Source organism: Pseudomonas fakonensis (assembly GCF_019139895.1).
Taxonomy (GTDB): domain Bacteria; phylum Pseudomonadota; class Gammaproteobacteria; order Pseudomonadales; family Pseudomonadaceae; genus Aquipseudomonas; species Aquipseudomonas fakonensis.
The window spans coordinates 2,933,561-2,952,661 of sequence record NZ_CP077076.1; the positions used below are offsets into that span (position 1 = coordinate 2,933,561).

Below are 19,101 nucleotides of genomic sequence, written 5' to 3' on the forward strand. Positions count from 1 at the left end.
GGAGGGCGCCATGCACCACCGAGCCACGGGCAAGGCCCCGGCAGCCGCCTGGCTGCGCTGGCTGCCGGGCCTGCAGATGTTGCGTCACTACTCGCCAGGCTGGCTGCCCAAGGACTTGCTGGCCGGCCTGGTGCTGACAGCAATGCTGGTACCGGTGGGTATCGCTTATGCCCAGGCTGCCGGGGTACCTGGTATCTACGGGCTGTACGCGACCATCGTGCCGCTGCTGGCCTATGCGCTGTTCGGCCCCAGCCGTATCCTGGTGCTGGGGCCGGACTCGGCGTTGGTGCCGATCATCCTGGCGGTGGTGGTGCCGCTGTCGGCGGGCGACCCGGTAAAGGCCATCACCCTGGCCAGTGCCATGGCCCTGGTGTCGGGGCTGATCTGCATCGCCGTGGGGCTGTTGCGCCTGGGGTTCATCACCGAGCTGTTGTCCAAGCCGATCCGCTACGGTTACATGAACGGCATCGCCCTGACCGTATTGATCAGCCAGGCGCCGAAGCTGTTTGGCATCTCCAACCCAGGCAACGGGCCGCTGCGCGATGTGTTGCAGTTGGGGCGCTCGTTGCTCGACGGCAAGGCCAACTGGCATGCCTTCGGCCTGGGGCTTGGCGCGTTGCTGGTCATCCTGCTGCTCAAGCGTTTCGAGCGGGTGCCGGGGCTGTTGATTGCGGTGGTGGCGGCAACCGTGGTTTCGGCGCTGCTGGGGCTGGAGGCCAACCATGGGGTCAAGGTGGTGGGCTCGCTGCCGGAGGGGCTGCCGGGGTTCACCCTGCCGCTGATCGGCTTCAATGAGCTGGCCACGGTGCTGATCGGTGGCACCGCAGTGGCCTTGGTGTCGTTCGCCGACACCAGCGTGTTGTCGCGCACCTATGCGGCCAAAACCCGCACGCCCGTGGATGCCAACCAGGAGATGATCGGCCTGGGCCTGGCCAACCTGTCCACCGGGTTGTTCCAGGGCATCCCCATCAGCAGCAGCTCGTCGCGCACGCCGGTGGCCGAGGCGGCTGGCGCCCGCTCGCAATTGACCGGGGTATTTGGCGCCATGGGTGTTGCGCTGTTGTTGCTGCTGGCGCCGAACCTGTTGCGCCACCTGCCGGAAAGCGCGCTGGCCGCGGTGGTGATTGCTGCGGCCATCGGCTTGTTCGAGTTCAAGGACTTGCGGCGCATCTACCGTATCCAGCGCTGGGAGTTCTGGCTGTCGATCAGCTGCTTCGTTGGCGTGGCGGTGTTCGGCGCGGTGCCGGGCATCGGCCTTGCCGTGCTGATTGCGGTGATCGAGTTTCTGTGGGATGGCTGGCGGCCGCATTACGCGGTGCTGGGGCGGGTGGACGGGGTGCGTGGCTACCACGATGTGGGGCGTTACCCCGATGCCCGGCGCGTTCCGGGGCTGGTGTTGTTTCGCTGGGATGCGCCGTTGTTCTTCGCCAATGCCGAGCTGTTCCAGCGCTGTGTGCTCGATGCCGTGGCTCGGTCGCCCACGCCGGTACGCCGGGTGGTGGTGGCGGCAGAGCCGGTGACCAGTGTCGACGTGACCTCGGCGGACATGCTGGTGGAACTGGAGCTGGCCTTGCGTGCGGAGGGTGTCGAGTTGCGTTTTGCCGAGGTGAAGGACCCGGTGAAGGACAAGTTGCGCAGGCTGGAGGTGCTGGCCGCGATTGGCAGTGAGGTGTTCCAGCCAACGGTGGGGGCGGCGGTAGATGACTACCTGCAGGAGCATGGGGTGCAGTGGGTGCTGTAGGAGCGGCCTTGTGTCGCGAAAGGGCTGCGCAGCCCTTTCGCGACACAAGGCCGCTCCTACACAGACCGCGTTTGATAACCGACTTGAGCCTTGCGCTCAGACCGCTTCCACCAGCACCCCATCACGCCCCAGGTGATAGCGCTGCAGGTCGCGCGCCAGGGTCAGGTTGCCGTGGTACCCGGCCAGCGCCTCGTCGCGTATCTCGGCGATGCTGTTACCACGCCCGGGCACGGCCTGGTAGCGCGCGCTGAAATGGGTGAGCACCAGGTTGCGCACCTGCGCCGCTTCGGCAAATTGCGCCACGGCCGCGGCGGTGCTGTGGCCGAAGTTGCTCTGGCTGCGCTCGATCACAGGCTGGGTGAAGGTGGCCTCGTGCACCAGCACGTCCACGTCCCGGGCCACCGTTGCCAGCAGCTCGGGGCGGTCGTTGTCGCCACAGACGATGATGCGCTGCGGCGCACGGGTGGGTTGCAGGTAGGCCTGCGGGTCGAGCGGGCTGCCCTCGTGCTCGACTGCCTCGCCGCGGGCCAGCCGGCCCCACAGCGGCCCGGCGGGGATGCCGTCGGCCTTCAGGCGTGCGGTATCCAGCCGGGGTTCGGGGTCGCGCTCGCTGAACACATAGGCCCAGGATGGCACCCGGTGCGACAGCTCCACGGTCGATACGCTGACATTGCCGCAGGCCATGGTGCTGAAGCTTTCCAGTGCCTGTATGTGCAACTCGAACGGCAGGTAGGTTTCGCTCACCGCCAGGCTTTGCCGTACCCAGGCCTGCAAGGCGGCGGGCATGACCAGCGTCAGCGGCTCGCTGCGCCCGGACATGCCGGCGCTGGCCAGCAGTCCCGGCAGGCCGAAGCAGTGGTCGCCGTGAACGTGGGTGATGAAGATGGCGCGCAGATCGCGCACCGATAGCGGGCTGTGCAACAGCTGGTGCTGGGTGCCTTCGCCGCAATCGACCAAGTACCAGCCGTGGCCGGCGGATTCGATGACGGCGGTGGCGCTGACGTTGCGGGCCTTGGTGGGCACACCGGACGAGGTGCCCAGAAACTGCAGGTCCATGCCTGACTCCTTGACGTGAAGACTGTCCTGCCTCGCAGGGCGAGGCGCGCGGAGGCTAGCATGTCGGGGGCAATGGGAACAGGTTCGCGTGCAGGCACAGGCGTGTGTTGCCTGAACCGGCCTGATCGCCGGCAAGCCGGCTCCTACAGGGGCCGCGCAGGCCCGAAGCTTATGCGATTGCTGTAGGAGCCGGCTTGCCGGCGATCAGGCCAGTACAGGCAGTACAAGCAATCAAGCCCCGCCGTGGTCGTCGCCCACATCATGGCCAGCGCCATCATCGGCACCGTGGCCGACGCCGTGGGCTTCGCCTGCGGCGTGGTTGGCCTCGTGATTCGCCTCATGGTTGGCTTCGTGGTTGCCGCCATCATCGGCGCCCCCATGGCCGGAATTGCCGTGGCCGCCGCCTTCACCACCATGGCCACTGCCACTACCTCCGTGACCGCCGCCGCTGCCGCCACCGTGACCGCCGCCGCCACCTCCGTGACCACCGCCGCCACCACCGCCACCATCCTTGGCCATGGCACTGGAAAAGCCACCAAAGCTGGTGGGCACGAAGGTGAACGAAACCGATAGGACGCCGCCAATCGCCAGCGCCAACAAACAATGCTTCAGCTGCATGATGATCTCCGCTCAGCGTTGCCTGGTTGTGCCTGTAGGGAAGGCCATTACCGGCGGACCTCAGCGTGGTCCTGTGAGCACGATCCTTCGAAGCCAGTCGGCCCGTGGTGCGGCGAATGCCGCTTCGCCTGTTGAGCGTAGTGATGTAACAGGTTGTTACAACTACCGGCTATCAGGTTTGCCGGGGGAGGTGGGGTGGCTGTACCGGCCCTATCGCCGGCAAGCCGGCTCCTACAGGGTTACGTGATCGCCAGCATAGGCGCGATCCACTGTAGGAGCCGGCTTGCCGGCGATGAGGCCGGTACAGGCCCAGCAGCATCAGAAGGTGTACGACACCCCTGCCTGCACGGTGCGCGGTGCCCCGGGGTAGACGTAGGTGTTGAATGCACCCTCGTCATAGCCCTTGTTGAACACGTTCTTCACATCCAGGTTCAGCCGCACATGTTCGTTGAGCTTGTAGAAGCTCAGCAGGTCGACCACGCTGTAGCGCTCCATGGTGTAAGTGGTGGCGGCGGTCTGGCCGGCGCGGTCGTCCACGTACTTGACCCCGACGCCCAGCCCCAGGCCCTTGGCCAGGCCGTCCTGGAACTCGTAGGTGTTCAGCAGGCTGAAGGTGTTGCGCGGGATGTTGGCAAGGCGGGTGCCGCGTTCCAGGCTGGTGTCCTTGGTCACTTCGGCATCGACGTACGAGTAGCCACCAATCACCCGCCACTCGGGGGTCAGGTTGCCGGCGACGTTGAGGTCCAGGCCACGGCTGCGCACTTCGCCGGCCGCCACCTTGAAGGTGCCGGTAGCGTCGTTGGGGTCGTTGGTCAGCACGTTTTCCTTGACGATGTGGTAGATCGCCGCGTCCACGCTCAGATGCCGGTCCAGTGCCTCCCACTTCACGCCCAGTTCGTACGACTTGCCCTTTTCCGGATCAAAGCCGCCACCGGCCTGCGGGGTGCCGCTGTTGGGCTTGAACGAGCGCGCGGTGTTGGCGTACACCGCAACGGTGTCGGTCAGGTCGTAGAGCAGGCCGAAGCGTGGGGTCACGCCGTTTTCGCCCTTGTTGAAGTTACCGGCCGCGCTGAGCTTGTTGACGTAATCATGCTCGAAGCGCTCGAAACGCACCCCGGCGAGGGCTTTGAGGCGCTCGGTCAGGGCTACCTGGTCCTGGATGAAGTACGCCCAGGTCTTGAGGTTTTCCTTGTCGTGGGTGGTGGTGCGGGTCAGGGCAGGGCGCGTCTGGCCCAGTACCGGGTCGAAGATGTCGATCGGGTAGGCCGCAGCACCGCCGGCAGAACGCTGGATGATCGAGTTGTAGTCGTAGTCTTCGTACTCGATGCCGGTCAGCAGGGTGTGGGCAAAACCGCCGGTGTCGAAGTGGCCGGTCAGGTTGAGTTGGTAGTCGCGGTCGGTCCACTCCAGCTTGCGGTAGTTGAAGTTGCGCCCCAGGGTGCGGCCGTCGGCCTGCAGGGCGTTGGCTTCCACGGCGTTGCCCTTGAGCGAGCCGTCGAGCCATTGCATGCCACCGCCCAGGGTCCAGTTGTCGTTGAGCAGGTGCTCGAAACGCAATTGGGCCATGTCGTTGTCGTTGTGCAGCAGGTTGTCGCTGCCCTTTTCCCAGATGTTGGTGTCGCGCGAGGCTGAGCCGCGCTGGCCGGGCAGGCGCGTCAGGCCACGGTCCAGCGGATGGTTGTTACGCATGAAATCGCCTTCGAAGACGATCTTGGTGGCATCGTTGACCTGCCAGCTGATCACTGGCGCGACGTCGTAGCGTTCGCTGTCGACGTCATCGCGGAAGCTTTCGCCGCCTTCGCCCAGTACGTTCAGGCGGTAAGCCAGGGTGCCGTCCTGGTTCAGCGGGCCGGTGGCGTCGAGGGTGGCGCGGTGCATGCCCTGGTCATCGAACTGGCTACCGAGGGTGACCTTCTGCTCGGGCAGCGGTTGCTTGCTGACCACGTTGAAGGTGCCGCCGGGGTCGCCACGGCCATACAGCGCGCTGGCCGGGCCGCGCAGTACTTCCAGGCGCTCGACGGTGTTGGCGTCGGGGGCGTTGGGGTAGCCGCGGTTGATCGGGAAACCGTTGCGGTAGAACTCGCCGGTGGTGAAGCCGCGCACGGTGAAGGTGGTCAGCCCCTGGCCGCCGAAGTTGTTGGCCCGGCCGACGCCGCCGGCGTAGTCCAGGGCATCCTGCAGGCGGGTGGAGGCGGTGTCTTCCAGGACATCCTTGGGTACCACGCTGACCGACTGCGGGGTTTCGTGCAGCGCGGTGTCGGTGCGCGTGGCGCTGGCCGAACGGGTGGCGCGGTAGCCGTCCACCGGGCCGTCGGCGCGTTCGTAGTCGCCTGCGTCGGCGTTGATGTTCACCGCTTCGAGCTGGATGCCGGCGGAGGTATCCACGGCAGGGGCTTGCGCAGCCCAGGTTAGCATGGGGGCGGCGTGGAGCAGGCACAGCGAAACAATCCTGTAACGCATAGGTTCAGGTCCTGGAAGAAGAGGGCACGGGGGTGTAAACGCGGCGCGATATTATCTGGTAACAATTCCCATTACCAGATGTTTTGGCATACCGAATGCCGATTGTGACGGGCGTGCCAACTGGGTCGGCGGCGCGGTGCAGAAGCGTCACGCAACTGTCATGCGGCTGTCTCTAAGATGGCGCTATTTCCACCGGGACTCGCCGAGGCGCGCCACCGCATGCTCCCCACCCATTCGCAGCATCACGAGGCCGACCTGCACGGCCTGCTTTACGGCTATGCCTTCCGCCCGGGCCAGCCCGGGCGTGAGATCGACTCCAGTCAGGCCATGGCGCATTTGCAGGCGCCGCCGGGCGATGAGTTCTTGTGGCTGCACCTGAACCTGGCCCACGCCGCCTGCGAGCGCTGGATGAAAAGCCACTTGGACCTGCCGGAAACTTTCTTCGAGACATTGCGCGAAGGTTCGCGCTCCACCCGCATCGAGCACACCGACAATGCCTTGCTGGCGGTGGTCAACGACATGGTGTTCAGTTTTGGCCTGGTGTCATCCGATGTGTCCACCCTGTGGGCCTGTGCGCGCAGCCGCCTGCTGGTGAGTGCGCGCTTGCAGCCGCTGCACTCGGTGGACGAGCTGCGCTCGTCGGTCAAGCGTGGCGAGCGTTTTGGCTCCACGGTGGAGCTGCTGGTGCACCTGGTGCGCGACCAGGGTGACCTGCTGACCCAAGTGGTGCGCGAGTCCACCCTCAAGGTGGACCGCATCGAGGACCAGTTGCTGTCGCTGCGCCTGTCCGACAACCGCGCCGAGCTGAGCAGCCTGCGCCGGGTGCTGGTGCGCCTGCAGCGGCTGTTGGCGCTGGAGCCCGGCTCGCTGCTGCGGCTGCTCAACCGCCCGCCGGCATGGCTGAGCGAGCAGGACATCCACCAGCTGCGCGCCTCCACCGAAGAGATCGCAGTGATCATCAACGACCTCACCAGCCTGGTGGAGCGGATCAAGCTGTTGCAGGAAGAGATCGCCGCCAAGCTCACCGAGGAGAACAACCGCACCCTGTTCACCCTGACCGTGGTGACCGTGCTGGCCTTGCCGATCAACATCATCGCCGGCTTTTTCGGTATGAACGTGGGGGGCGTGCCGTTGTCCGACGACCCCCACGGGTTCTGGGTGCTGGTGGCGCTGGTGGTGACCTTTACCGTGATTGCAGGGCGCTGGGCGTTTCGCAAGCGCGGCGATTACTGATGCGCGCAGGCGCTGCCTGCAACGCCGGGCGGCCATAGCACAGCAGTGCGCACGAGCAGCAGCTCAACCACACCACGATGCCTGCCCAGAAGGTGTGCGACATGTAGTGCCAGCCCTGGAGCACGCGGGTGGTGCCGTAGAGCATGCCGACGGCGAGGATGGCCAGCAGCAGGGCGCGGGCATGCACCCAGCGGTGGCGCAGGGCCACGAAGTACAACGCCAGCAACGTGAAGCCGCTGGAGGCATGGCCACCGGGCCAGCAGCGGCCGTCCCCGGCCTTGCTCAGCAGGCTGAACTGCTCGAACCATTCCAGGTGTGGCTGGCTGCCGCCGTACAGGGTGGTTTCCACCGGGCAGTAAACGCCGGTGTGGCTTTTCAGGTAGTGGATCAGCGTTGTACTCAAGGCGAAGGCCAGTACCACGTACCACAGGTCGCGCTGGTGGCGGTTGCTCAGGCGCAGCAGCGGGGCCAGGCGGGCAGCTTCGAGTAGGGCAGTGGCCCCGGCCGAGCGTGCGACCAGCAGCCACAGCAACGACAACAGGGCGCCGATCAGGGCCAGTTCGCCGGTCCAGTCGGGCAGGATGCGTGGCCATTTGTGGGTGAGCGTTTCGAACAGGGCGTCGTGCTGGAACAGGAAGTGGCCTGTGGCCGGGTCGTACAGCAGGTCGCTGAACCAGCGGTCCAGGTTGGTGAGGTCAAACAGCAGCCACACCAGGGCGGCCAACAGCAGTGGCAGGCCGAGGTTGCTCAGGTAGAAGCGTTGGCGGGCGGACAAGGGCATGTTCAAGCCTCCTTGGGATTGCTGAGCTTGTGCCATTGGCTGGCGTTCAGGCGGCCGAGTATGTGCGCCTTGCCGTCGCTGCCTTCGCCCAGCAGCAGTGCGCTGGCGTAGCCGATCGAGCGTTCATTGCCGGCCACGCCGAACTGGCGCTCGAGCTGGTCGATGCAGCCGCTGTGGGTGACCAGCACCAAGTTGTGCCCGGCGCGCTTGTGCGCCAGTGCGGTGCTGGCGAAGGTGGCGTCGCAGCGGGCCAGCCAGGCCTGGCTGGGGACGGTTTTGCCGAACATGAAGCTTGCGGTCTGGCGGGTGCGTACTTCGGGGCTGGCGAGGATATCGCTGCCTTGCAGGCCCAACTGCTCCAGGCCCTGGCCTACGCCGATGGCGGCCAGGCTGCCGTCCACGGTGATGCCGGTGGGGTCGTCCAGGCAGGTGGCATGGGAGCGGTCGCAGCGTTCGGCGTGGCGCACCAGGACGATCACCGAGCCTTTGGCCCAGTCGGCGTAGGCGCCGCTGCGGGTCATCTGGCGTGGGCTGCCGAGGTCGGCGACCTGGGGGCGGGCGCTGTACCACAGGGTGGTGGTGGCTGCTGCCAGCAGTATTGCGGCCAGGGCCTTGAACAGGGTTTTTGGGCGGGGCAGGCGGCGGGTTGGGTAGGGGGTGGTTGTCAGGGTGCCTTGCAGCATGCTTTCACTCCGTGGGGGTGTTTCGCGAGTGGCGGCACTTTAAGGTGGGGGATGTCGGGGAAAGGTTGGTTAAATGTCAAAAATATGCGGTGTGGGTTAATTTTGCGGCCGGCTGGCTGGCTGGCGATGGTGTCTGTTCGGGGGGCTTGAAGTTGTTTTGGTTGGTTTTGGAAGTTGTATGTGCACTCATTATTTGTATTGACGCTTATTCACCTTCCGCCCTTGCGGGTAACTTTTTGAAGCCAGGAATGCCGGCCAATCAAAAGTCACCAAAAAATCCTCGCTCCATTCATCAGCCCCGCCCGCCGGGCTTGCTCCGGGGGTACGCGCCGACGGGCCGTTCCTGGCCCGATTGGCGCTCGACCGGCATCCATGCCGGTCGCCCCCCTACGCAATCCCGCAGTGAAGCCTCCTGAAGTCGCGAAGTTAGTGGCGGCGCCTATCAGTACGCAGCTCGGTCGCTAGTTGCATTTGTGGGAACTCAGGATTGCAATCGCCGGCAAGCCGGCTCCTACAGTGGAACGCGTCAATTTGGATAACGCGTACTCCTGTAGGAGCCGGCTTGCCGGCGATAGGGCCCGAACAAACAACACATCAACAACAATCAAACCAACATCCCAGCTCTTGATCTGGCTCTTGATCTGGCTCTTGATCTGGCTCTTGATCTGGCTCTTGATCTGGCTCTTGATCTGGCTCTTGATCTGGCTCTTGATCTTGCTTCTAAGCGCGCAATAGCCCAGGCAACACAAATCGCGACTTCAGGAGGCCGAGCGTAGGGATTGCGTAGGAGGGCGACCGGCATGGATGCCGGTCGAGCGCCGATCGGGCCAGGGACGGCCCGTCGGCGCGTACCTCCGGAGCAAGCCCGGAGCGAGGGGACCCGAGCGAAGCGTAGGGCCGGATGATGGGAGCCAGCGGATTTTTTGGTGACTTTTTGATCCTTCAAAAAGTTACCCGCCGTAAGGGCGGAAAGGTGACGAAAAGCGCTCATCGTCAATGAATGCGCATACATCTCCAAAAGCAATCACCATAAGCCCCGAACCCGAACCCCCAAATTTGCACTCTCCACCCCGAACCCGTTACGTTCCCACAACCCCGCCGCCGGAACCCGTAATGGACTCACTAACCCAAGCCGTCCTCGGCGCCGCCCTGCAGGGCACTGTGCTAGGTCGCCTTCAAGGCCGCCGCTCGCTGCTCTACGGCGCTGCCCTGGGCACCGTGCCCGATCTTGACGTAATCATCCGCTACGCCGACCCCGTGTCGCAGATGACCTACCACCGCGGTTTCTCCCACTCAGTGTTCGTGCTCACTGCCCTGGCCCTGCTGCTGGCCTGGCTGGTCAACCGCTGCTGGCCGAACAAAGGCTACAACCTACCACGCTTGTTCCTGGCGTTCTGGCTGGTGCTGATCACCCACCCGGTACTCGACGCTTTCACCGTCTATGGCACCCAACTGTTCTGGCCGCTGCACACCACACCAGAAAGCTGGGCTGCAGTGTTCATCATCGACCCGGTATACACCGTGCCGCTGCTACTGGCCGTGCTCTACGCCGGCCTCAAGGGCCTCAAGGGCCGGGCGCTGAGCCTGTTGTCCCTGGCGTTGGCCTTCAGTACCGCTTACCTGGGCTTCGGCCTGGCCGGGCGCATGGCCGCCGAACAGCGCTTCGAACTGGCACTACAACAGCAAGGCATCGCCAGCAGTGAGGTGCGCGCCGTGCCCATCGCCTTCAATACCCTGGTGTGGCGCGTGCTGGCCAAAACCCCGGATGGCGACTACTACGAAGGCGCCAGCAGCTGGTTCGACCGTGAACCGCCCGAGCTGCTACGCCAGCCACGCAACCTTGCCGCCGGCAAGGTGCTCGACGGCGTGCCGCTGCACGAGCGCCTGCGCTGGTTCACCGGCGACTGGCTGCGTTACGACGTGGTGGGCGACGCGCTGGTGGTCACCGACCTGCGCATGGGCATCCCCGGCAACTACACCTTCCGCTTCCAGATGGCCCAGCGCGATGGCGCCGGGCAGTGGCAGGCCATCCAGCCCCGTGGCTGGGTGGCGGGCGGGGCGGCGTCGCTGTTCGATGGCGACAAGCTGTCGCTGATCTGGCGGCGCGTTTTCGCTCAGCAACCGCCACTGCCCCTGGCAGCCTGGGCGGCCCAGCCTGAAGGGCATGCTGCCGAGGCCCGGCACTGAGCATGCGTTCGGCCGGGTTGGACCTGGTGAAATGGACGGCGATCCTGACCATGGTCGCCGACCATTTGCGCTATTTGTGGCCGGCTGCTGACGGGTTGTTCGTGCTTGGGCGGCTGGCATTTCCATTGTTCTGCCTGGCCATAGCGGTGAATGTCGGTCGCAGCATGCCAGGCCGGTTCGCTACCCCGGGCAATGCCCGCTACCTGGGTTGGCTGCTGCTGTTCGCGGTGCTTTCCGAGGCCCCTTACCGCTGGCTGGACAACGGTTCGAGCACGCTCAACGTGATTCCCACACTGGCCCTTGGCCTGCTGGTAGCCTGGGGTGTGCACCACAGCGGGCGGTTGGCCCGAACAGGTGCGCTGCTGGCGGTGCTGCTGGCAACCTTGTTCAGTGCGCAGATCATGTACGGCTTGCCAGGGGTTTTGCTACCGGCGGCGCTGTTGCTGGCCAGAAGCCGGGGAGGGTGGTGCTGGGCCGTGGCCTGCCTGCTGGCGGTGGCGGGCAACTTCACCAATAGCTGGTTGCGCGGGCATCCACTGGCACCCATTGCCTTGCAGGTTGCTGCCACGGCCGCATTGGCGGTCCCGTTCGGCTTCTGGCTGCTGCGCCAGGACAACTGGCGCATTCCGCCGGTAGGGCGCTGGGGTTACGCTTTCTATCCATTGCACCTGCTGGCGATCAAGGGCCTGCAGGGGCTCACCTGACGAGGGCATGATGAACCGCCACCTGCTGTTGCTGCTGGCACTGCTGGCCGGCCCGACCCTGGCCTGCCAAGTGCAAACCGACAAAGCCTATAAAGACACGCACTTCGGCAACTGGGTCATCCCGGTGCAGCTCAAGCGTGGCGAACGCTGCGTGATCCACGACTACACCAGCGCCGAGGGGCGCAAGACCTGGAGCGAGCTGTGGGCACCGCTGGAGAAGCTCGGTGCCGTGCACCCCGACAAGCTCGGCCGCCTACGCCGCGAGTACCAGGTTGGTGCGGCCAGCCAGGTCAACCGCTACGTGTACACCGCAGGCGACCAGGCAGGTGAGGAGGATGTGGTGTTCGCTGCGTTCCCCAATGGCGTTGAAAAACGTGCCGTGGCCTACCGGTTGATTATCCAGTAAGCCTTGCAATACGCCGATCTGCACCCATTAAGCAGGCCTGACTTTTTCGGAAACACAGCATGGAACCCAACCGCTTCGGCGATATCGCCGCCTTCGTCAGTGCCGTGAAGGCCGGCAGCTTCACCGCCGCCGGCGCAAGCCTGGGCCTGACCCGCTCGGCGGTGGGCAAAAGCATCGCCCGGTTGGAGGCGCGCATGGCGGTGCGCCTGCTCAACCGCACCACGCGCAAGTTGAGCCTGACTGACGAGGGCCTGGTGGCGTTCGAGCGCTGGCAGCAGATTCTCGATGACCTCGACGAGGTCGACACCACCATGGCCCAGCGCCGGGGCAAGCCTACCGGCACCTTGCGCCTGACCGCGCCATTGTCGTTCGGCCAGCGCCATGTGCTGCCGATTCTTGACCGCTACCTCAAGCAGTGGCCCGAGCTGCGCGCCGACATTCGCTTTACCGACCGCTATGTCGACCTGGTGGAAGAGGGCGTCGACGTGGCCGTGCGCATCGGCGCGCCGAAGGAAGACTCGCAGCTGCTCACCCGCACCGTGGCCTGGCAGCAGTTCGTCACCTGCGCCGCGCCCGCGTACCTGGCCGCCCATGGTACGCCACAGGTGCCGGCCGACCTGTACGGCCACGACAAGATCGCCTTTCTGGTGGGCGAAAAATCCAGTCCCTGGCGCTTTCGCACCGAGGCCGGGCTGCACCTGTGCGAAGAGCCGGGCCGGCTCAACATCGACAGCTCCGAGGCCATGCTCGACGGCGCGCGGGCGGGCTTCGGGCTGATTCACCTGCCCACCTACATCACTGGCGACGACCTGCGTGCCGGCACCCTGGTAGAGGTACTGCACGAGTACCGGCCACCGGCCGACCCGATCCGCATCGTCTACCCGAGCAAGCGGCACCTGTCGCCGCGGGTTCGCGGGTTCATCGATTTGCTGGTGGCCAGCTGGGAAGACGGAGTGCCTTGGGAGGATTGACCCCGGGACTGCGCAATCCTCGTAGGAACCGGCTTGCCGACGATAGGGCCATGAGCCCCCAGAACATCGTTTCCAGGCCCGGCCTCATCGCCGGCAAGCCGGCTCCTGCAGAGGGATACGGGAAATCGGGTCCCCAGTCCTGCGCCGCTTACGTGGTTTATCCCCTGGCCGCGACCCCGGACACTGTGCTGTCACTCAAAATCCCACAGGAGTCCCCATGACAGCCCTGTCCGTCCTGGACCTGGTGATGATCGGCGAAGGCAAGACCTACGCCGACGCCATCGAAGAAACCCGCCAGTTGGCCCGCCATGTCGAACAGCACGGTTACCGGCGTTACTGGATTGCCGAACACCACGACATGCCCGGCATCGGTTCGGCCGCCACTTCGCTTGTGATCAACGAAGTCGCCAACGCCACCCGACAGATCCGCGTCGGTGCCGGCGGCATCATGCTGCCCAACCATGCGCCGCTGGTGGTGGCCGAGCAGTTCGGTACCCTCGATACCCTGCACCCCGGGCGTATCGACCTGGGCCTGGGCCGTGCGCCCGGCACATCGGGGCCGACCGTGCGAGCGTTGCGTGGTGCTGCGCCAGAGCGTGATTTCGAAACCGACATCGCCGAACTGCGCGATTACCTGGCCGACAACGGCAAGCGCCAGGTACGCGGCGTGCCTGGCCAGCACGAGGTGCCGGTGTGGATCCTCGGCTCCAGCCTGTTCGGCGCCGACCTGGCGGCGCGGCTTGGCTTGCCATACGCCTTCGCCTCGCACTTTGCCCCGCGCTATCTGTTACAGGCCATCGCCCATTACCGGGCCAACTTCCAGCCTTCGGCGCAACTGGCCAAGCCGTATGTGATGGTGGGGGTGAACATTTTCGCCGCCGCCAACGATGCCGAGGCCGACTACCTGGCCAGTTCGCACCGGCAGTGGATGCTCGACCTGCATGTGGGGCGTTTCGGCCTGTTGCCCAAGCCGCAGGAAGGCTATGTGCAAGGCTTGCCTGCCCATGAGCGGGCGGTGCTGGAGCAGGTGATGGCCTGCACCATCGCCGGTGGGCCGCAGCGGGTGAGGGAGGGGCTGCAGGCGCTGATTGGCCAGACGGGGGCGGATGAGCTGATGATCGATTGCCGCATCCATGACCCACTGGCACGGCAGCGCTCGCATGCCTTGGTGGCGCAGGCAATTGCAGACCTCTAAGCACCTGCACTACCCCCTGTAGCCGGCTTGCCGGCGATGAGGCCGGGCCTGCAAATGCAGATCGGGGCTTGGGCAAGGGCTGCTGGCCCTATCGCCGGCAAGCCGGCTCCTACAGGGGGCCGGGATCAGAGAAAGGGGCCATTGATTGGCCCCTTCGTTCATTCACGCCTGCTTGAGAAACGGGTAATCGGTGTACCCCTCAGGCCCGTTGGCATAGTCGAACTGCGCGCGGTGCTCGTTCAGCGGCGCCTGTTGCTTCAGGCGCTCAACCAGGTCCGGGTTGGCGATGAAGGCGCGGCCAAAGGCCACGGCGTCGATCAACCCGCGGCCCAGCAGGTCCTCGGCCTTTTCGGCGGTGTAGGCGCCGGCAGCCACGATCACACCCGGGTAGATGGCCCGGATCGCCTGGCGGAACTCGTCACGCAGCGGCTTGCCGCCCGACCAGTCCGGCTCGGACAGGTGCAGGTAGGCCAGGTTGCGTTTGGCCAGTTCGCCGATCAGATACAGGCCGGCGGCCTCCTGGTCTTCGCCGTTGTCGATGCCATTGAAGCCGCCCAGCGGGAAAATGCGAATACCCACGCGGTCGGCGCTCCACTGGGCGATGGCGGCGTCCACCGCCTCGAGCACGATGCGTGCGCGGTTCTCGACGCTGCCGCCGTAGCGGTCTTCACGCACGTTGGCGCTGGGGGTGAGGAACTGGTGCAGCAGGTAGCCATGGGCGGCGTGCAGCTCGATGAAATCGAAACCGGCCTCACGGGCATTGACCGCGGCCTGGCCGAAGTCGGCGACGATGCCGGCAATTTCGGCCTCGCTCAGTTCACGCGGGGTCGAGGTTTCGACGCGGATCAGCTGGTTGTTTTCATCGCGCAGCGTAGTGCGGGCGTTGGCAGCCAGTGCCGAAGGCGCCACCGGCGCTTCGCCGCCAGGCTGCAGCGAGGTGTGCGACACCCGGCCGGTGTGCCACACCTGCACCGCGCTGTGGCCGCCGGCGCCATGGATGCCTTCATTGACCTGGCGCCAGGCGGCAATCTGCTCGGCGCTGTGGATGCCTGGCGAGCCGGAGTAGCCCTTGGCCTGGAAGGAGATCTGCGTGGCTTCGGTGATGATCAGCCCGGCGCTGGCACGCTGGGTGTAGTACTCGGCCATCATCGGCGTCGGCACATCGCCTGGCTCCAGGCTGCGCAGGCGCGTCAGCGGGGCCATGAAGGCGCGGTTGGGCAGGGTCAGAGGGCCGAGCTTGAGGGGTTCGAACAGTTTCATGAAGGCTCCATCGCAAGTTGAAATCGATGGTGCGCAAGATACCGAGGTGATTGGGGAATAGGGGGACCGGCATACCGGCGTTCGGGTCCCCAATGGGGAACAAATGTGGTTGCGATGACCCTGTAGGAGCCGGCTTGCCGGCGATGAGGCCGGCATGGCCGGGCTCAACATCCGCATGGCACCGGCGCTGCCGGTGATCGCCGGCAAGCCGGCTCCTACAGATGGCGATCACCCGCGCGGCAAACGCCCGCTGACAAAGTGCGCCACATCGTTGAAGCCTGGCGTCGAGGCATGCCCCGGGGTGACCAGCGAATCGATGAAGGCTTCGTCTTCGGCGCTGACCTTGATCTGCAGCGCCCCGGCGTAGGTGTCCCACTGCGCCTCGGTGCGCGGGCCGACGATGGCCGAGCTGACCAGCTGGTTGTTGAGCACCCAGGCAATGGCGAACTCGACGATGCCCACGCCCTTGGCCTCGGTGTAGGCGTGGATCTTCTGGGCAATGCTCAGCGATTCCTGGCGCCACTCCACTTCCATGATGCGCTTGTCCTGGCGCCCGGCGCGGCTGCCGGCGTCCGGGGTGGAGCCGGGGGCGTACTTGCCGCTGAGCACGCCACGGGCCAGCGGGCTGAACGGCACCACGCCCAGGCCGTGGTAGCCGGCGGCGGTCAGTTGCTCGGGCTCGGCCTGGCGGTTGACGATGTTGTACAGCGGTTGGCTGACCACAGGTTTGGCCACGCCCAGCTGGTTGGCGATGTGGCAGATCTCGGCGATGCGCCAGCCGCGGAAGTTGCTCACGCCCCAGTAGCGGATCTTGCCCTGGGCCAGCAGGTCGCCGATGGCGCGTACGGTTTCTTCCAGCGGTACCGTGTGGTCTTCGCGGTGCAGGTAGTAGATGTCCAGGTAGTCGGTGCCCATGCGCGTCAGGCTGGCTTCCAGCGCATTGAACAGGTGCTTGCGCGACAGCCCGCTGCGGTTGGGCACGCCGTCCACCGGGCCGTAGCCGGCCTTGGAGGCGACGATCCAGTCGTGGCGGTTGCGCGCCACCGCCTCGCCGACGATTTCCTCGGAGCGCCCGCCGTTGTACACGTCGGCGGTGTCGATGAAGTTGATGCCCTGATCCCAGGCCTTGTCGATGATGCGCAGCGAATCCTCGGTGCTGGTTTGCTCACCGAACATCATGCTGCCGAGGGTCAGGGCCGAAACCTGCAGGCCAGAGGTGCCGAGGGGGCGGTATTTCATTGCCGGGAATCCTTTTCGTGCGTGGGGTGTTTGCTGGTTTTACACACAACCTGCACGGTTTGAAAGGGCCGAGGCACCCATCCATGTCCTGTGGGAGCGGGTTCACCCGCGAACACCGGCGAAGCCGGTGCCATCCACCGGGTTGGATTCTTCGCGGGTGAACCCGCTCCCACAGGACCCTTGTCAATCCGGCAGGCCATGACACACCTGTGCCATGGCTGCTCCAGGTGTCCCGCCGCCGCGGCAATAATTACTGTTGTTGCCCCTGAAGTTTTAGAGCAAACCGCTCTGTTGCAGGCTTTTCCTGGCCCTGGCACAACCATTGCTCCGCCTCTTGCCGACACCCTCGCGCTGTCGCCATAACAAGAACGGAGAACCAGCCATGACCCCAACCGGCCCACACCGCCGGCTCCTGCCGAGCGCCCTTGCCGTCACCCTCAGCCTGACTTGCCTGCTGCCCGCCCACGCCGCCGAAGTGGATGGCGCGCGCATCATTGCCGCCGACCAGGAGCCCGGCAACTGGATGAGCCACGGCCGTACCTACGACGAACAACGCTTCAGCCCGCTCAAGGCCATCGACCAGGGCAACGTCAACCAGCTGGGCCTGGCCTGGAGCTACAAACTCGACCTGGACCGTGGTGTGGAAGCTACGCCCATCGTGGTGGACGGGGTGATGTACACCACCGGGCCCTTCTCGGTGGTGTATGCGCTGGATGCGCGCAACGGCAAGCTGTTGTGGAAGTACGACCCGCAATCGGACCGCCACCGCGCCGGCGAAGCCTGCTGCGATGCGGTCAACCGTGGCGTGGCGGTGTGGCAGGGCAAGGTCTACGTCGGCGTGCTGGACGGGCGCCTGGAGGCCATCGACGCCAAGACCGGCAAGCGCGTGTGGTCGGTGGACACCCGCAGCGATGACACCCGCAGCTACACCATCACCGGCGCCCCGCGGGTGGTCAATGGCAAGGTGGTGATCGGCAATGGCGGTGCCGAGTTCGGCGTGCGCGGCTATGTCACCGCCTATGACGCCGAGACCGGCAAGCAGGTGTGGCGCTTCTTCACTGTGCCGGGCGACCCCAAGCTGCCGCCGGAAAACAAGGCCATGCAAATCGCCGCCAAGACCTGGCACGGCGATGCCTTCGTCGAACAGGGCGGTGGCGGCACGGCGTGGGACTCGTTCGCCTACGATCCCGAGCTGAACCTTCTGTACATCGGTGTCGGCAACGGCTCGATGTGGGACCCGAAGTGGCGTAGCCAGGCCAAGGGCGACAACCTGTTCCTGTCGTCGATCGTGGCGGTGAACGCCGATACCGGTGAATACGCCTGGCACTACCAGACCACCCCGGGCGATGCCTGGGACTTCACCGCCACCCAGCACATGATCCTCGCCGAGCTGCCCATTGAAGGCCGCCAGCGCAAGGTGCTGATGCAGGCGCCGAAAAATGGCTTCTTCTACGTGATCGACCGGCAGACCGGCGAGCTGCTGTCGGCCAAGAACATCGTGCCGGTGAACTGGGCCAAGGGCGTCGACCTCAAGACCGGCCGACCGATCTTCAACGACGAGGCTGCCGCCTACTGGAAGGACGGCAAGCGCAAGCTGGTGACCCCGGCGTTCTGGGGCGCCCACGACTGGCACCCGATGTCCTACAACCCGCAGACCGGCCTGGTGTACATCCCGGCGCACATCATGTCGGCCTACTACGAGCACATTCCCGAGGCGCCCAAGCGCCACCCGTTCAAGAGCGTGTACCAGCTTGGCCTGCGCACCGGCATGATGCCCGAGGGCGCCGACGGCCTGCTGGAGATGGCCAAGACCTGGTCGGGCAAGCTGATTGCCTGGGACCCGGTGAAGCAGGCGCCGGCCTGGGAGGTGCCCTATGTCACCATCTTCAACGGCGGCACCCTGAGCACGGCCGGCAACCTGGTGTTCGAGGGCAGCGCCGACGGCCGGGTGATTGCCTACGCCGCCGACAGCGGCAAGAAGCTGTGGGAGTCACCCGCCGCCAGCGGGGTGATGGCCGCGCCCATCAGTTATTCGGTGGATGGCGAGCAATACGTGACCTTCATGGCTGGTTGGGGCGGGGCATTCAGCACCTTCGCCGGCGCCTTGAGCCTGCGCGCCGGGGTGCAGCCGTTCGCCCAGGTGCTCACCTACAAGCTCGGCGGCACGGCGCAGCTGCGCGAGCCGGCGCCGCCGGCCGATGCGCCCAAGCCACCGCCGCTGACCGCCGATGCCAAGACCGTGGCCGCTGGCGCTGCGCTGTACGACGGCAATTGCTCGCAGTGCCACGGCATCCACGCGGTCAGCGGCGGCGTGCTGCCCGACCTGCGCAAGCTCACCGCAGAAAAACACCAGATGTTTCTCGGCATCCTCTACGGCGGCCGCGTGCCCGATGGCATGCCGTCGTTCGCCGAGCGCCTCAAGCCCGACGAAGTGGCGCAGGTGCATGCCTACCTGATCAAGCGCGCCCACGACCTGCAGCAGGAGGGGGCGGTGTGGCAGCAGTTCAGTGCCAAGCCCGCCGCCCATACCCCGCTCGCCGACAACGACACCCAGGAGTGACACGAGC

15 protein-coding genes are annotated in these 19,101 nt (G+C 65.6%); 8 read left to right on the forward strand and 7 right to left on the reverse strand.

Features of this window, described 5'->3' with window-relative positions; translation table 11 throughout:
- Positions 1 to 10 precede the first annotated feature (10 nt).
- Positions 11 to 1,741, forward strand: coding sequence for a SulP family inorganic anion transporter (locus tag KSS94_RS13080; RefSeq protein ID WP_217843385.1), 1,731 nt, complete (start codon positions 11 to 13; stop codon positions 1,739 to 1,741).
- Between the two features lie 96 nt (positions 1,742 to 1,837).
- Here the strand turns inward: KSS94_RS13080 and KSS94_RS13085 are convergent, their stop codons facing one another.
- The 3 genes from KSS94_RS13085 to KSS94_RS13095 all read right to left on the reverse strand — a co-directional run bounded on the left by KSS94_RS13085 (position 1,838) and on the right by KSS94_RS13095 (position 5,875).
- Positions 1,838 to 2,797: a ribonuclease Z gene (locus KSS94_RS13085; protein ID WP_217843386.1), complete on the reverse strand. Its 960-nt coding sequence runs from the start codon at positions 2,795 to 2,797 to the stop codon at positions 1,838 to 1,840.
- Positions 2,798 to 3,028: 231 nt separating this feature from the next.
- Entirely contained in the window at positions 3,029 to 3,415 is a 387-nt protein-coding gene (locus KSS94_RS27225) for a hypothetical protein (protein WP_225935882.1), read from the reverse strand.
- A 318-nt stretch (positions 3,416 to 3,733) separates the two neighbouring features.
- Entirely contained in the window at positions 3,734 to 5,875 is a 2,142-nt protein-coding gene (locus tag KSS94_RS13095; RefSeq protein ID WP_217843387.1) for a TonB-dependent siderophore receptor, read from the reverse strand.
- Between the two features lie 219 nt (positions 5,876 to 6,094).
- Between KSS94_RS13095 and KSS94_RS13100 the strand changes: the two genes are divergently transcribed.
- The gene (locus KSS94_RS13100; RefSeq protein WP_217843388.1) at positions 6,095 to 7,108 is read left to right on the forward strand and encodes a transporter; all 1,014 of its coding nucleotides are present in this window, start codon (positions 6,095 to 6,097) and stop codon (positions 7,106 to 7,108) included.
- On the opposite strand, the gene KSS94_RS13105 is transcribed toward KSS94_RS13100, so the two are convergent.
- Both KSS94_RS13105 and pmrG read right to left on the reverse strand, forming a co-directional pair.
- Positions 7,059 to 7,889 carry a phosphatase PAP2 family protein gene (locus tag KSS94_RS13105; RefSeq protein WP_217843389.1) on the reverse strand — a complete coding sequence of 277 codons (831 nt, stop codon included), beginning with the start codon at positions 7,887 to 7,889 and terminating at the stop codon, positions 7,059 to 7,061. The two genes, KSS94_RS13100 and KSS94_RS13105, sit on opposite strands and share 50 nt — an antisense overlap.
- A gap of 2 nt (positions 7,890 to 7,891) precedes the next feature.
- Positions 7,892 to 8,572 (reverse strand): lipopolysaccharide core heptose(II)-phosphate phosphatase PmrG, encoded by a 681-nt coding sequence (gene pmrG, locus KSS94_RS13110; RefSeq protein WP_217843390.1) that lies wholly within the window; start codon positions 8,570 to 8,572, stop codon positions 7,892 to 7,894.
- A gap of 1,113 nt (positions 8,573 to 9,685) precedes the next feature.
- Here pmrG and KSS94_RS13115 point away from each other — a divergent pair.
- From KSS94_RS13115 to KSS94_RS13135, 5 genes are all read left to right on the forward strand, one after another.
- A complete protein-coding gene (locus KSS94_RS13115; RefSeq protein ID WP_217843391.1) occupies positions 9,686 to 10,759 on the forward strand; it encodes a metal-dependent hydrolase in 1,074 nt (357 codons plus the stop codon).
- 2 nt (positions 10,760 to 10,761) lie between these two features.
- Positions 10,762 to 11,463 (forward strand): TraX family protein, encoded by a 702-nt coding sequence (locus KSS94_RS13120; protein WP_217843392.1) that lies wholly within the window; start codon positions 10,762 to 10,764, stop codon positions 11,461 to 11,463.
- Between the two features lie 7 nt (positions 11,464 to 11,470).
- Positions 11,471 to 11,869 carry a hypothetical protein gene (locus KSS94_RS13125; protein WP_217843393.1) on the forward strand — a complete coding sequence of 133 codons (399 nt, stop codon included), beginning with the start codon at positions 11,471 to 11,473 and terminating at the stop codon, positions 11,867 to 11,869.
- A 59-nt stretch (positions 11,870 to 11,928) separates the two neighbouring features.
- Positions 11,929 to 12,840, forward strand: a complete 912-nt coding sequence (locus KSS94_RS13130; RefSeq protein WP_217843394.1) for a LysR family transcriptional regulator — start codon at positions 11,929 to 11,931, stop codon at positions 12,838 to 12,840.
- Between the two features lie 217 nt (positions 12,841 to 13,057).
- A complete protein-coding gene (locus KSS94_RS13135) occupies positions 13,058 to 14,035 on the forward strand; it encodes an LLM class flavin-dependent oxidoreductase (protein WP_217843395.1) in 978 nt (325 codons plus the stop codon).
- A gap of 162 nt (positions 14,036 to 14,197) precedes the next feature.
- Here the strand turns inward: KSS94_RS13135 and KSS94_RS13140 are convergent, their stop codons facing one another.
- Complete coding sequence (locus KSS94_RS13140) at positions 14,198 to 15,295, reverse strand: alkene reductase (protein ID WP_217843396.1); 1,098 nt, start codon at positions 15,293 to 15,295, stop codon at positions 14,198 to 14,200.
- 228 nt (positions 15,296 to 15,523) lie between these two features.
- Positions 15,524 to 16,534: an aldo/keto reductase gene (locus KSS94_RS13145; RefSeq protein ID WP_217843397.1), complete on the reverse strand. Its 1,011-nt coding sequence runs from the start codon at positions 16,532 to 16,534 to the stop codon at positions 15,524 to 15,526.
- A 382-nt stretch (positions 16,535 to 16,916) separates the two neighbouring features.
- Between KSS94_RS13145 and KSS94_RS13150 the strand changes: the two genes are divergently transcribed.
- Positions 16,917 to 19,094 carry a PQQ-dependent dehydrogenase, methanol/ethanol family gene (locus KSS94_RS13150; protein ID WP_217843398.1) on the forward strand — a complete coding sequence of 726 codons (2,178 nt, stop codon included), beginning with the start codon at positions 16,917 to 16,919 and terminating at the stop codon, positions 19,092 to 19,094.
- Positions 19,095 to 19,101 lie beyond the last annotated feature (7 nt).

Coding starts and splice junctions, on each gene's coding strand:
- KSS94_RS13135 (WP_217843395.1), top strand. CDS start 13,058: ATGACAGCCCTGTCCGTCCTGGACCTGGTGATGATCGGCGAAGGCAAG.
- KSS94_RS13095 (WP_217843387.1), bottom strand. CDS start 5,875: ATGCGTTACAGGATTGTTTCGCTGTGCCTGCTCCACGCCGCCCCCATG.
- KSS94_RS13120 (WP_217843392.1), top strand. CDS start 10,762: ATGCGTTCGGCCGGGTTGGACCTGGTGAAATGGACGGCGATCCTGACC.
- KSS94_RS13140 (WP_217843396.1), bottom strand. CDS start 15,295: ATGAAACTGTTCGAACCCCTCAAGCTCGGCCCTCTGACCCTGCCCAAC.
- KSS94_RS13150 (WP_217843398.1), top strand. CDS start 16,917: ATGACCCCAACCGGCCCACACCGCCGGCTCCTGCCGAGCGCCCTTGCC.
- KSS94_RS13085 (WP_217843386.1), bottom strand. CDS start 2,797: ATGGACCTGCAGTTTCTGGGCACCTCGTCCGGTGTGCCCACCAAGGCC.
- KSS94_RS13100 (WP_217843388.1), top strand. CDS start 6,095: ATGCTCCCCACCCATTCGCAGCATCACGAGGCCGACCTGCACGGCCTG.
- KSS94_RS13080 (WP_217843385.1), top strand. CDS start 11: ATGCACCACCGAGCCACGGGCAAGGCCCCGGCAGCCGCCTGGCTGCGC.
- KSS94_RS13130 (WP_217843394.1), top strand. CDS start 11,929: ATGGAACCCAACCGCTTCGGCGATATCGCCGCCTTCGTCAGTGCCGTG.
- KSS94_RS13115 (WP_217843391.1), top strand. CDS start 9,686: ATGGACTCACTAACCCAAGCCGTCCTCGGCGCCGCCCTGCAGGGCACT.
- pmrG (WP_217843390.1), bottom strand. CDS start 8,572: ATGCTGCAAGGCACCCTGACAACCACCCCCTACCCAACCCGCCGCCTG.
- KSS94_RS13125 (WP_217843393.1), top strand. CDS start 11,471: ATGATGAACCGCCACCTGCTGTTGCTGCTGGCACTGCTGGCCGGCCCG.
- KSS94_RS13145 (WP_217843397.1), bottom strand. CDS start 16,534: ATGAAATACCGCCCCCTCGGCACCTCTGGCCTGCAGGTTTCGGCCCTG.
- KSS94_RS13105 (WP_217843389.1), bottom strand. CDS start 7,889: ATGCCCTTGTCCGCCCGCCAACGCTTCTACCTGAGCAACCTCGGCCTG.
- KSS94_RS27225 (WP_225935882.1), bottom strand. CDS start 3,415: ATGCAGCTGAAGCATTGTTTGTTGGCGCTGGCGATTGGCGGCGTCCTA.